A 12,339-nucleotide genomic window follows, 5' to 3' on the forward strand; every position below is an offset into this window, starting at 1 on the left:
GGGTGGCCGGTCTGGGGGCTGGTTGCCGGCCCGGACCGTTTGCCCGGACAATTGCCGGGGGCCGGGGACGGACACGGGTACCGGGGCCGGCGGCCCGCGCTGATCGTGTGTGTTCTTTGGGCCTGCACCCTGGTGCGGGCCCTTTACGTGTTTAGCCAGCCGTTCCCCGTTCCCCGTTCCCCGTTCCCCGTTCCCCGTTCCCCGGCCCCCGGCCTGAACATGGGGACCGGAACAGCCGGCCGGGCCGGGGAACCGGTCTGCGTTGTGGTGGCACCGCCGGCCGCGGGGGCCAGGGTTCCAGGTCCGCGACCTGCCCGCGGCCGTCACAGGGTTTCCCAGCCCCCGTGACTCCTGGCCCCTTCCGGGACCACACCAGGCACCACCGGCCACGAGGGCTGGGAACCACCGCGGCGCGCAACCCCATCGGAAACACCCGCCACGACGGGTGGGAACCACTGCAACAACCGGGTCCCATCGGAAACACCGGCCACGACGACTGGGAACCACCGCGGCGCGCAACCCCGGGAGCCCCATCTGCCACGACGGGTGGGAACCACCGCCCCCCGCGCAACCCCATCGGAAACACCGGTCACGACGACTGGGAACCACCGTCGATGCGGGTCCCAGGGGCACCACCCGCCACGACGGGTGGGAACCACCGTCGATGCGGAACCCCGGCAGCACCACCGGCCACGACGACTGGGAACCACCACCGGAACATGACCTCAGGAGCCCCCGTCGGCCACGATGGCTGGGAACCACCGCCCACGCAGAACCCCAGCGGCCCCACCGGCCACGACGGCTGGGAATCCAGATAGTCCCAGCCGGTAGCAGTCCATTGCTAGGGTTCTCGGATGGGGAATCACTCTGACGCGCCTGCCGACGCAACTACACGCCCCAGGCGGCTGCTGCCCTGGGTCCCACATTGGACTGCAGCACTGCTCATTGCTGCGCTTTATGTGCACGGTGCGTCGGTGTACGGCGCCCTCCCGGATACGGTCCCCACGCACTGGGGAATGGACGTTACCCCGGACAGCTGGGAACCGAAGTCCTTTGGAGCCGTGTTCCTGGCACTGAACGTTGCCGCCGGCATGTGCCTCTTTCTGGCACTGGTCTCGGCAGCTGCTCCTGCCATGACACCTCAGGAGAAACAGCCTAGTCAGTGGGAAGCGTCCGTTCGTGAAGGCAACATCCGCGGTACTGTTCTGGCTCTCGGAACGTGCTCGCTGGGGCTAACAGGCGTCATAGGTGGCTTAACCGTGGCCGGATGGCGGACCCCCGACTCCGTGTCCGTCTGGCCCGTGCTCGTCCTATTGCCCCTGATGCTCGTGGCACTTATGGCTTCCTATGCCTATGAAACCCGTAACGCCCGGCGGTCAGCTGCTGCCCGCGGCATCCATCCCACGGCAGAGGAAGCCGCTGAAGACGGGCTGTGGTTCGCCGGGGTCCTCTACAACGATTCAACAGATCCCCGAATCCTGGTCTCGAAACGGCGGGGGAGCGGGATGGGCATCACCGTCAACGTCGGCAACCGCGCCGGACGTGCCGCCGTCGTTCTCTTCCTGATGCTGTTCGCGGGCGTCCCCCTCGTGGCAGGTCTGGCGGCAGCGCTCTAAACGAAGCGGGAAACGCCGATCCTCGACTAGGCTTGAACCCATGCGTATTGCTCGGTTTATCCAGGACAGTGACCCAGCCTTCGGCGTCGTCGACGGTGAAGAAGGCCATGAAGAAATCGCCGTGATCAAGGGGGACCCGTTCTTCTCCGGGGTGCAGCTTACCGGTGAACGGCACAAGCTGGAGGACGTCCGCCTGCTTGCACCGATCATCCCCCGCAGCAAGGTGGTGGGCATCGGCAAGAACTATGCCGACCACGCTGCTGAAATGGGAGGTGAGGTTCCGCCGGCTCCGCTGATGTTCTTCAAGCCCAACACCTCGGTGATCGGACCGAACGATCCCGTAGTGCTGCCCTCCTTCTCCGAGGAAGTCTCCTACGAAGCCGAGCTCGCCGTCGTCATTGGGCGGATCTGCAAGGACGTTCCGCTGGAACGCGTGGACGAAGTCGTCTTCGGCTACACCTGCGCCAATGACCTCACCGCCCGAGACGCACAGCGCACCGACAACCAGTGGGCCCGTGCCAAGGGCTTCGACACCTCCTGCCCCATCGGACCGTGGATCGAAACCGACTTGGACACTGACAACCTGTCCATTAAGGCCTACCTGGACGGAGACCTGGTGCAGGACGGCAACACCTCCGACATGATCTGGGGCGTCCGGGAACTCGTCTCCTACGTCTCCCAGGCCTTCACCCTCCTGCCCGGCGACATCATCCTGACCGGCACTCCCGCCGGCGTCGGACAAATTACCGAGGGACAGCGGATCGAAATCCAGGTCGAGGGCATCGGCACCCTCGCCAACATCGTCCGCGGCTAGCGGCGTGGCCGGGGGAGCACGGAACACGAAGGCCTGGAACCTGCTTCCGGGTGTGCTGTGGAGTGCCGTGTTCCTCCTTGCCGCGGTCAGCAGCGGAATAACGACGGCGGCAGCCTGGGGCTGGGGGCTGGGTACAGTGCTGCTCCTGCTGGTTTTTCCGTGGCTGCTGGTCCGCTCGCTGGACCGTGCCGGTGACCTGCGTGCTTCGATCGCCCGGGCGCCGGTAACACCGGTCATCCTAGGTGCCGGTGCGCTGTGCTTTATGCTGCTTCGGCTGATCCTTTGGCTCGACGGACCGCGGGTGCTGGCCGCCGCGGTCTTCGCCATGCTGGCCTCCTACGGGACCGTGCTGGTACTGGGCCGCGCCGTGACGCTTGACTGGAGCGCCGTCAGCACCGGTGCTGCCGCCGTCGTTCTTCCTGTTTTGCTGGCCAGCATGACGGAAGGTCCCGTCCTGCCCGCTGCGGCCGCGGTGATCCTGGTAGCGCTGCTGGCTCTCCGGTTCCGCAGCGGCTGGCAGCTTCCCCTGGTGTCAGCGGCCGCCGGCGCAATGATTGGTGGAGGGCTGTTTATGCTCCTCGAGGGCCTCAACGCCTAGGGGTTTGGCCGCAGCGACTAAACTGGAGGAACCATGACTACTGAGCCTTCTTCCTTCGCTGATCTTCCCACCGTCGACGACAACACTCCGGTGCGGGTCCGTTTCTGTCCGTCCCCGACCGGCACGCCCCACGTGGGCCTGATCCGTACCGCCCTGTTCAACTGGGCCTACGCCAAGCACACCGGCGGCAAGATGATCTTCCGCATCGAGGACACCGACTCGGCGCGCGACAGTGAAGAGAGCTTCCTCCAGCTCCTCGACGCGCTCGACTGGCTGGGCATCACCTGGGACGAAGGCGTCAACGTGGGCGGTCCGCATGAGCCGTACCGCCAGTCCCAGCGGGGCGGGATCTACCAGGACGTCATTGCCAAGCTCAAGGATGCGGGGCACCTGTATGAGTCCTACTCCACGCCGGAGGAAATTGAAGCCCGGCACCGCGCCGCCGGACGCGACATCAAGCTCGGGTATGACAACTTTGACCGGGACCTGACCGAAGAGCAGATCGCCGCTTTCAAGGCCGAGGGGCGCGAGCCGGTGCTGCGGGTGCGCATGCCGGACGAGGACATCACCTTCACAGACCTGGTCCGCGGTGAAATCACGTTCAAGGCCGGCACCGTTCCGGACTTCGTGGTGGTGCGCGCCAACGGTGCTCCGCTCTACACCCTGGTGAATCCGGTCGACGACGCCCTCATGGGGATTACGCACGTCCTCCGCGGCGAAGACCTGCTTTCCTCCACGCCTCGCCAGATCGCACTCTACCGCGCGCTGATCGACGTCGGAGTGGCCCAGTACATGCCGCTGTTCGGGCACCTGCCCTACGTGATGGGCGGCGGGAACAAGAAGCTCTCCAAGCGCGATCCCGAGTCCAGCCTGTTCCTGCACCGCGAACGGGGCTTCATCCCCGAAGGCCTGCTGAACTACCTGTCCCTGCTGGGCTGGTCCCTCTCCGCGGACGAGGACATTTTCACGGTGGAGCAGCTCGTGGCGAACTTCGACATCCACGATGTGCTCTCCAACCCTGCCCGCTTCGACATCAAGAAGGCCGAGGCCATCAACGGCACCCACGTCCGGATGCTGGATGCCGCTGACTTCCGCAGCCGCCTGGTCCCGTACCTGCAGCATGCCGGCCTGGTGGGGGAGCAGCTGACGGAACGCGAGGAGGAAATCCTCACCGAAGCCGCGCCCCTGGTCCAGGAACGCATCACCCTGCTGGGCGAGGCACCGGAGATGCTCGGCTTCCTCTTCAAGTCAGACGACGCGATTGACGTTGCCGACGACGCGCGCAAGGGACTGCCGGCGAATCTCACGGAGGTGCTGGACGCTACCCTGGCCGCTCTCGAGCCTGTGGAGGAGTGGACTGCAGAGAATATCCAGACCGCACTTCGCGCAGCGCTGGTTGACGGGATGGGCATCAAGCCGCGGCTGGCCTTCGGCCCGGTCCGCACCGCCGTCTCCGGCCGCCGGATCTCCCCGCCGCTCTTCGAATCAATGGTGATCCTGGGCAGGGATTCATCCCTGGCCCGGATTCGTGCCTTCCGCGCAGCGGAGGCTTAGGCAACCCGTGAATGAACGGCGGAGCGGCAGGCCCACGGGTGTGCTCTTTGACATCGACGAGACGCTCGTGGACCTCCGCACCGCCATGGGCAACACGCTGCGGGAAATCAGTGCGAAGGACCTGGCCCACTTCACTGAAGAGGACTGGGCCGCGTACCAGCACCTCTACGCGGCTGATCCGCAGGGCTACTACGACAAGTACCTGGCCGGGGAACTCAGCTTTTCCCGGCAGCGGCTGCTGCGGGTAGCCCACGCCCAGGAAGTTCACGGTCTGCCGGCATTCGACGATGACGCCGCAGAAGCGTGGAATGCCGCCTACGATCAGACGCTGCCGCAGCATTTTCAGGCGTTCACCGACGTAATGCCCGTCCTGGATGAACTGGATGTGCTGGGGATTCCTTATGGTGCCGTCAGCAACAACGTGCATGACTACCAGCGGGCAAAGCTCGACGCCGCTGGTCTGGAACGCATCCGGATCCTGGTGGGCATTGATGCAGTTGATGCCGCCAAACCGGATCCGGCAATCTTTCTGGAAGGCGTGCGCCTGCTGGGGACGGCTCCCGCGCAGACTCTCTATGTGGGGGACAACCCTGTGGTCGACGGCCGCGGGGCCTTGAACGCCGGCCTGAAACCGCTGTGGATTGAACGCAGCGGCAATCCCGAGCTGCGTGCTGCGTATCCTGACCTGCCGGTCGCGGGGGACCTGACTGCCGTGACGGCTGTCGTTTCCGGGTCGGAGCTCCCGAGCTGAGGAGGCCCCGGGACCGGCGGGGGATGGTTCCCGGCCCGTTTTGTACTCCGGCCGGAACCCGTGTATAGTAATAACTCGTGCTGAGGGGTTGAAGCCGGATCTTGAAGGTCTGGAACGGCCCAAAGAAGCACATTGGGATATGGTGTAATTGGCAACACAACGGTTTCTGGTACCGTCATTCTAGGTTCGAGTCCTGGTATCCCAGCGCTCATCGAATCAGGCTATTAGCCGGATTTGAGAAATAAACAATGAGTATGAAATACTCGTTGAGCTCACGTAGCAAGTGAAGCAAACGGCCCCATCGTATAGCGGCCTAGTACGTCGCCCTCTCACGGCGGTAACGCGGGTTCGAATCCCGCTGGGGTCACCGACAAAGGTCCCGGACAGAAATGTCCGGGACCTTTCCTTTTACTATCCGCTATTCGGCTGCCGCAATTTTCTGCAGGGTCCGCAGATTCCTCGTAGTAGTGGCTGATTTATAGCGCGGTTTAGCTGCCGCCTTGGCGAAGGGCGACTCAAGGGTGGAACCTTTATCCGCCGTCCAGGCCACAGCTTCGGGCCCCAGCCGGACCTGTTCCGCGCCGGCAGCTTCCGCGCGGTCCGTCAGTTCATCCAGAACTACCGGATCCGAGGAGAAGGTGACGTAGGCATGGACCTCAGGGTTGTCCGGGGCATACGGAACTGCGGCGGCCAGCTCGGCCACCCGGGGCACACTGAGCACTATGACCCATGCGTCATAACCGAAAGCGCTGCGCAGCGCCTCCTCAACCCGCACCTTAATTTCCGCGCGGTCCCAACCGGACGTAGCGACGGCGTTCCCGCTGGCCAGCAGCGTGCGCACGTGTTCGAGTCCAAGCCCTTCCAGTACGTTGCGCAGATCTGCCATCTTCACGGTGACTCCGCCAACATTCACGCCCCTGAGCAGGATGGCGTACCGGGCGCCCGCAGGTTCATTCATAGGCCTAGGTTACTCCGGAGAATCCGGCCGTGCAGCATAATGGGACACCGGTACACAGCAGGCAAAAGGAAGCGGTTCCCGTGGCAGATTTCCCCCATACAGTGGCAGAGCTTGGCGAAGGGGAACTGCTGTCCCGAATCTTTCCCCGGCTGGGAGGGCCGCGTATGCTCCTGGGCCCGGGCGACGATGCCGCCGTGGTTGCCGCGCCTGACGGCCGCAGCGTCCTCTCAATCGACACCCTGGTCCAGGACCAGGACTTCCGCCTCCAATGGCCCGGCGGCTACCGCACCACCGGTTACGACGTCGGCTGGAAGTGCGCCGCGCAGAATCTCTCCGACATCAATGCGATGGGTGCCGTGGCTACTTCCCTCGCCGTCAGCCTGACTCTTCCGGGAGAAACCCCGGTGTCCTGGATCGAAGGTCTCGCCGACGGCCTTTCGGCGGCCCTGCGTGCGTTGGGAGCGGAGAACTGCACAGTGGCCGGCGGAGACCTGGGGCGCGGAAATCAGCTTGTGGTCACGGCAGCGGTGACCGGAGACCTCCAGGAACAGAACCCCGTATTGCGTTCGGGCGCCCTCCCCGGAGACGTGCTTGCCGTCTGCGGCGGACTGGGGCAGGCAGCGGCCGGGCTGGCACTGCTGGAGAGTTCCCTGCCGTACGCGGAGCTGGGCAGCCGGGAAAGATCCCTCACCGCTGCGCAGTCCCGTCCATGCCCGCCGCTGGCGGCCGGGCCCGCGGCCGCTGCAGCCGGCGCGCACGCCATGATGGATATTTCCGACGGGCTGGTGCGCGACGCGGGCCGCCTGGGCAAAGCATCCGGCGTCCGGATCGACCTGGACCCGGAGGCCCTGCGGGCTGAGGCGGAACCGCTGGCGGGCCCCGCAGCGACACTGGGAGCCGATCCGCTGTCCTGGGTCCTGGGCGGGGGAGAAGACCACGGTCTCCTGGCCGCTTTCGCTCCAGGCCAGAAGCTTCCGCGCGGATTCCGGAGGGTAGGCACTGCGCGTGCCCCGGGGGACGGTGCCAGCGTAGTAACCGTAGCCGGTGCCGAGCCGGCGTTCGTGGGCTGGGACCACTTCGGCGGCTGAGCTCAGTCGAGCAGGTGCCGCTCCCGCACCCTCCGGGACAAATCGATGAGCTGCTCCCTGCTCAGCTCCGGGAGATGCTCCAGTTCCCTGACTATTGACTGCAGGGTGCCGCGGGTCCGGGCGCGGATGAGCTGGTTGTAAAAGCCGACAATGACACCGGTGGTCAGCGCGACCACCAGTATGCCGTAGAGCGAGACCAGGACTGTCAGCAGCCGGCCCACGAACGTCACGGCAACAAAGTCACCGAACCCGATGGTGGTAAACGACACAAAGAGGTACCACAGCGCGTCTCCGAACCGTGGAATTCCAGGTTCAAACAGCGGCAGCACCACGGCGGCACCAACGTACACCGCAAGAAAGCCATAGAAAACGACGTCGGCGCTCGTGACGCGGATGATGTTCCAGAGGACGTGCAACCGTTTCATGCCCGCTCCTTTGAGCCCGGGCTTCCTACGATAGGCCGACGGCGGCCTAGTCGGTATTGGTGCGCAGTGCTTCGGTGAGCTGCTGGGCGGCCTTGGACACAACCTCGGCATGGATGCGCCCTGGCTGGCGGGTCAGGCGCTCGATGGGGCCGGAGATGGACACTGCTGCGATCACCCGGCCGGAGGGGCCACGAACCGGGGCCGATACAGACGCCACGCCGGGCTCGCGTTCGCCCAGGCTCTGCGCCCAGCCGCGGCGTCGGACACCGGCCAGGACAGTGGGAGTGAAGCGGGCGTTCTGCAGTCCTTCGAGGAGCCTGTCATGGTCTTCCCAGGCCAGCAGTACCTGCGCGGCAGAGCCGGCTTTCATGGACAGCTGGGTGCCCACCGGAATCGTGTCGCGCAGGCCGATGGGCCGCTCGGCGGAGGCGACGCAGACCCGCCACTCGCCCTGACGTCGGAAAACCTGCGAGCTTTCCCCGGTGGCGTCCCGCAGCGCCAGCAGTACGGGGCCGGCGGAGGCGATCAGGCGGTCCTCCCCGGCAGCGGATGCCAGTTCAACGAGCCTGCTGCCCAGAACGAACCTGCCCTGGATGTCCCGTCCCACCAGGCGGTGGTGCATCAGCGCCAGGGCCAGCCGGTGAACGGTGGGCCGGGCCAGGCCCGTAGCCGCGACGAGCTGCGCCAAAGTAGTCGGTCCGGCTTCCAGCGCGTCGAGCACCATGGCCGCTTTGTCGATGACGCCTACACCGCTTGAGTTGTCCATAAGATGATATTGCCGTCTCAATATCTGAGATGCAAGCCGGAAAACTGGCAGGGTGCCGGGGATGCTGGTTGTCTTAATCCATCAGGATTCCGCAGGACCCGGCAATAGCGCCGGAACCTGCGCCGGGCGAGGAGCAGATGGCAATGGCAGAGCACGCAGCGGGCAGGACGCTCGCCGAGAAGGTGTGGGACGAGCACGTAGTTACCAAGGGCAGCGACGGCGCTCCGGACCTGCTCTACATTGACCTGCACCTAGTTCACGAGGTCACCTCACCGCAGGCCTTCGAGGGACTGCGCCTGGCCGGCCGGAAACTCCGCCGTCCCGATCTCACGATCGCGACGGAAGACCACAACACCCCCACCCTGGCGATCGACAAGCCCATCGCGGATCCCGTCAGCCGCACCCAGATCGAGACCCTGCGGGCCAACTGTGCGGAGTTCGGTGTCCGGCTGCATCCGCTGGGCGACGCTGAACAGGGCATCGTTCACGTGGTTGGTCCCCAGCTCGGGCTCACCCAGCCGGGGCTGACCGTTGTCTGCGGCGACTCCCACACCTCCACCCATGGCGCCTTCGGCGCACTGGCCATGGGCATCGGCACCTCCGAGGTGGAACACGTCATGGCCACGCAGACCCTTTCGTTGAAGCCGTTCAAGACCATGGCCATCAATGTGGAGGGCACCCTGAAACCGGGCGTGACCTCCAAGGACATCATCCTCGCGGTCATCGCAAAGATCGGTACCGGCGGCGGCCAGGGCTACGTACTGGAATACCGCGGCTCGGCCATCCGCTCGCTGTCCATGGAAGCGCGCATGACCATCTGCAACATGTCCATCGAAGCCGGGGCCCGGGCCGGCATGGTGGCGCCCGACGAGACGACGTTCGCCTACCTCAAGGGCAAGCCGCACGCGCCGCAGGGCGCGGACTGGGACGCCGCCGTCGAGCACTGGAAGTCCCTGGTCACCGACGAGGACGCTGTCTTTGACGAAGAGGTGTTCCTGGATGCCAACGAGCTGGAACCGTTCGTCACCTGGGGTACGAACCCCGGCCAGGGTGTTTCACTTTCGGAGTCGGTTCCCTCGCCGGAGGATTTCGGGGACGAGAACGCCAGGGCAGCTGCCGAGCGCGCCCTTGAATACATGGACCTGCAGGCCGGCACGCCCATGAAGGACATCCGGGTGGACACAGTGTTCCTGGGATCCTGCACCAACAGCCGCATCGAGGACCTGCGCATTGCCGCGGACATCATCCGCGGCCGGCAGAAGGATCCAAACATCCGCATGATGGTGGTTCCGGGATCCGCACGCGTTCGGCTGGAAGCCGAGGCCGAGGGCCTGGACCAGGTTTTCAAGGACTTCGGCGCCGAGTGGCGTTTCGCCGGGTGCTCGATGTGCCTGGGCATGAACCCGGACCAGCTGGAGCCGGGAGAGCGCTGCGCCTCTACCTCCAACCGCAACTTTGAAGGCCGCCAGGGCAAGGGCGGGCGCACCCACCTCGTCTCGCCAGTGGTCGCCGCAGCAACCGCCGTCCGCGGAACGCTGAGCTCGCCGTCGGACCTTGACCCCCTGCCCGGCGCAGCCGCCGGTTCCACCGCCACCGCTGCCGCCTAGGAGAACACCATGGAAAAGATCACCACCTACACCGGAATCGGCGTTCCGCTGCGGCAGAGCAACGTGGACACCGACCAGATCATCCCTGCCGTCTACCTCAAGCGCATCACCCGGACCGGGTTCGAAGATGCGCTCTTCGCCGGCTGGCGCAAGAATCCCGAGTTCATCCTGAACCAGGAGCCTTACAGTGCCGGCTCGGTGCTGGTCGCCGGGCCGGACTTCGGCACCGGCTCCTCACGTGAGCACGCCGTCTGGGCACTGAAGGACTACGGCTTCCGCGCCGTCCTCTCCTCCCGGTTCGCGGACATCTTCCGCGGCAATTCCGGCAAGCAGGGCCTCGTCGCGGCACAGGTAGCGCAGGATGACATTGAGCTGATCTGGAAGGTCCTCGAAGAATCCCCGGGTACCGAGGTGACCGTTGACCTCGAGGCCCGGACCGTGATTTGCGGCACTGTCACCGCGCCGTTCCACATTGACGACTACACCCGCTGGCGCCTCCTGGAAGGCCTGGATGATATCGGTCTGACGCTGCGGCACGAACAGGACATCACGGCTTTCGAGGCGCGCCGCCCCGGATTCAAGCCGACGACGCTTCCTGCCCGGAGCTAAGTACCCTCCCGGTTTCTGTCGGGCTGTGCTGCGGCAGTACTATTGATGGGCCTTCCCGTTCGGGGAAGGCCCATCACTTTTCTGCTCCCGCGACGGGACTCTGCGAGTTCCGGCGCGCTCCCGGCCGCCTGTTTATTTCGGGAAAGGCAGGCTTGCTCCTATGCTTAGGAGGCAGTCTCTTATGGCCTCGGGGGCATTTAAAAACGAAAGAAACAGGTGTTCATGGCTAGCGTTCTAACCATCCGTGGTGGTGTACCCCTCACCGGCAAAGTACCGGTCCGCGGAGCAAAGAACCTGGTTCCCAAAGCCATGGTGGCAGCACTGCTGGGCAACTCGCCGTCGCTGCTGCGCAATGTCCCGGAGATCAAGGACGTGGACGTTGTCACGTCCCTGCTGAGGCTCCATGGCGTGGAGGTTACCAAGGACCCCGTCACCGGGGACCTGCTGATGGATCCCAAGGACGCCAAGACCGCCGCGTCCCGTGACATCGACGCCCACGCGGGGGACTCCCGCATCCCGATCCTGCTCTGCGGACCGCTGATGCACAGCATTGGCGAGGCGTTCATTCCGGACCTGGGCGGCTGCAAGATCGGCGACCGGCCCATTGACTACCACCTCCAGATGCTGCGGAACTTCGGTGCCCTGGTGGAGAAGCGTCCCGGCGGGATCTCGATCTCCGCGCCCAAGGGACTCAAGGGCGCCAAGCTCGAGCTGCCGTACCCCTCCGTGGGGGCCACTGAGCAGGTACTGCTCACAGCGGTGCGTGCCGAGGGCATTACGGAACTGAGCGGCGCCGCCGTCGAGCCCGAAATCCTGGACCTGATTGCAGTGCTCCAGAAGATGGGCGCCATCATCACGGTCCAGACGGACCGCGTGATCCGCATCGAGGGCGTACCGGAACTCACCGGCTACAACCACCGTGCGCTGCCTGACCGCAACGAGGCAGCGTCCTGGGCTTCGGCCGCCCTGGTCACCAAGGGCGACATCTACGTTGAAGGCGCAGACCAGCAGGACCTCACTGCCTTCCTGAATATCTACCGCAAGATCGGCGGCGCGTTCGACGTCGACGACGACGGCATCCGTTTCTACCACCCCGGCGGCAAGCTAAATCCGCTGGTCCTCGAAACGGACGTGCACCCCGGCTTCATGACCGACTGGCAGCAGCCGGTGGTGGTGGCCCTGAGCCAGGCCGAGGGCGTGTCGATTGTCCATGAGACGGTGTATGAGAACCGCTTCGGCTTCACTGATGCCCTGATCCGGATGGGCGCGAACATCCAGGTGCACCGCGAGTGCCTTGGCAGCATTCCCTGCCGTTTCGGGCAGCGGAACTTCCTCCATTCGGCCGTGATCTCCGGACCCGTGCAGCTCAGGGGCGCGGAGATAGACATCCCCGACCTCCGCGGGGGATTCAGCCACCTGATCGCTGCCCTGGCAGCCGAAGGCACGTCCCGTGTCACCGGCGTCGAACTCATTAACCGCGGCTACGAGCACTTCCTGGACAAACTCGAGGGCCTTGGCGCGGACTTCGACGTCACGGACGGGAAGTAAGCTTC

General features: G+C 65.2%; 12 protein-coding genes and 2 tRNA genes. 11 read left to right on the forward strand and 3 right to left on the reverse strand.

Translation table 11 applies throughout. The features are described from left to right. Positions 1 to 854: 854 nt before the first annotated feature. The 7 genes from ACSLGO_RS15200 to ACSLGO_RS15230 all read left to right on the forward strand — a co-directional run bounded on the left by ACSLGO_RS15200 (position 855) and on the right by ACSLGO_RS15230 (position 5,700). Entirely contained in the window at positions 855 to 1,616 is a 762-nt protein-coding gene (locus tag ACSLGO_RS15200) for a DUF1648 domain-containing protein (protein ID WP_436401410.1), read from the forward strand. Positions 1,617 to 1,656: 40 nt separating this feature from the next. Beyond that, complete coding sequence (locus ACSLGO_RS15205) at positions 1,657 to 2,430, forward strand: fumarylacetoacetate hydrolase family protein (RefSeq protein ID WP_152227380.1); 774 nt, start codon at positions 1,657 to 1,659, stop codon at positions 2,428 to 2,430. Positions 2,431 to 2,434: 4 nt separating this feature from the next. Next, positions 2,435 to 3,028, forward strand: a complete 594-nt coding sequence (locus ACSLGO_RS15210) for a hypothetical protein (protein WP_436401411.1) — start codon at positions 2,435 to 2,437, stop codon at positions 3,026 to 3,028. Positions 3,029 to 3,061: 33 nt separating this feature from the next. Then, the gene (gene gltX / locus ACSLGO_RS15215) at positions 3,062 to 4,582 is read left to right on the forward strand and encodes a glutamate--tRNA ligase (RefSeq protein WP_436401412.1); all 1,521 of its coding nucleotides are present in this window, start codon (positions 3,062 to 3,064) and stop codon (positions 4,580 to 4,582) included. 7 nt (positions 4,583 to 4,589) lie between these two features. Further along, a complete protein-coding gene (locus ACSLGO_RS15220; protein ID WP_436401413.1) occupies positions 4,590 to 5,333 on the forward strand; it encodes an HAD family hydrolase in 744 nt (247 codons plus the stop codon). A gap of 133 nt (positions 5,334 to 5,466) precedes the next feature. Continuing rightward, positions 5,467 to 5,538 (forward strand) — tRNA-Gln (locus ACSLGO_RS15225). Positions 5,539 to 5,627: 89 nt separating this feature from the next. After that, positions 5,628 to 5,700: transfer RNA gene (locus ACSLGO_RS15230), tRNA-Glu, on the forward strand. Positions 5,701 to 5,751: 51 nt separating this feature from the next. Here ACSLGO_RS15230 and ACSLGO_RS15235 read toward each other — a convergent pair. Further along, entirely contained in the window at positions 5,752 to 6,291 is a 540-nt protein-coding gene (locus ACSLGO_RS15235; protein ID WP_091603871.1) for a DUF1697 domain-containing protein, read from the reverse strand. Positions 6,292 to 6,371: 80 nt separating this feature from the next. Between ACSLGO_RS15235 and ACSLGO_RS15240 the strand changes: the two genes are divergently transcribed. After that, complete coding sequence (locus tag ACSLGO_RS15240; RefSeq protein WP_226802610.1) at positions 6,372 to 7,379, forward strand: thiamine-phosphate kinase; 1,008 nt, start codon at positions 6,372 to 6,374, stop codon at positions 7,377 to 7,379. Between the two features lie 2 nt (positions 7,380 to 7,381). Here the strand turns inward: ACSLGO_RS15240 and ACSLGO_RS15245 are convergent, their stop codons facing one another. Continuing rightward, positions 7,382 to 7,804, reverse strand: coding sequence for a potassium channel family protein (locus ACSLGO_RS15245; protein ID WP_091603877.1), 423 nt, complete (start codon positions 7,802 to 7,804; stop codon positions 7,382 to 7,384). Positions 7,805 to 7,850: 46 nt separating this feature from the next. Then, positions 7,851 to 8,570 (reverse strand): IclR family transcriptional regulator, encoded by a 720-nt coding sequence (locus ACSLGO_RS15250; RefSeq protein WP_055240772.1) that lies wholly within the window; start codon positions 8,568 to 8,570, stop codon positions 7,851 to 7,853. A gap of 143 nt (positions 8,571 to 8,713) precedes the next feature. Here ACSLGO_RS15250 and leuC point away from each other — a divergent pair, with 143 nt between their 5' ends. The 3 genes from leuC (at position 8,714) to murA (ending at position 12,334) form a co-directional block, all read left to right on the forward strand. Continuing rightward, entirely contained in the window at positions 8,714 to 10,177 is a 1,464-nt protein-coding gene (leuC, locus tag ACSLGO_RS15255; RefSeq protein ID WP_436401414.1) for a 3-isopropylmalate dehydratase large subunit, read from the forward strand. Positions 10,178 to 10,186: 9 nt separating this feature from the next. Then, a complete protein-coding gene (gene leuD, locus ACSLGO_RS15260; RefSeq protein ID WP_436401415.1) occupies positions 10,187 to 10,786 on the forward strand; it encodes a 3-isopropylmalate dehydratase small subunit in 600 nt (199 codons plus the stop codon). A 222-nt stretch (positions 10,787 to 11,008) separates the two neighbouring features. After that, positions 11,009 to 12,334 carry a UDP-N-acetylglucosamine 1-carboxyvinyltransferase gene (murA, locus tag ACSLGO_RS15265; RefSeq protein ID WP_325787314.1) on the forward strand — a complete coding sequence of 442 codons (1,326 nt, stop codon included), beginning with the start codon at positions 11,009 to 11,011 and terminating at the stop codon, positions 12,332 to 12,334. The last annotated feature ends 5 nt before the right edge of the window (positions 12,335 to 12,339 follow it).

Source organism: Arthrobacter sp. IK3, assembly GCF_051337705.1.
GTDB classification, from domain to species: domain Bacteria; phylum Actinomycetota; class Actinomycetes; order Actinomycetales; family Micrococcaceae; genus Arthrobacter_B; species Arthrobacter_B koreensis.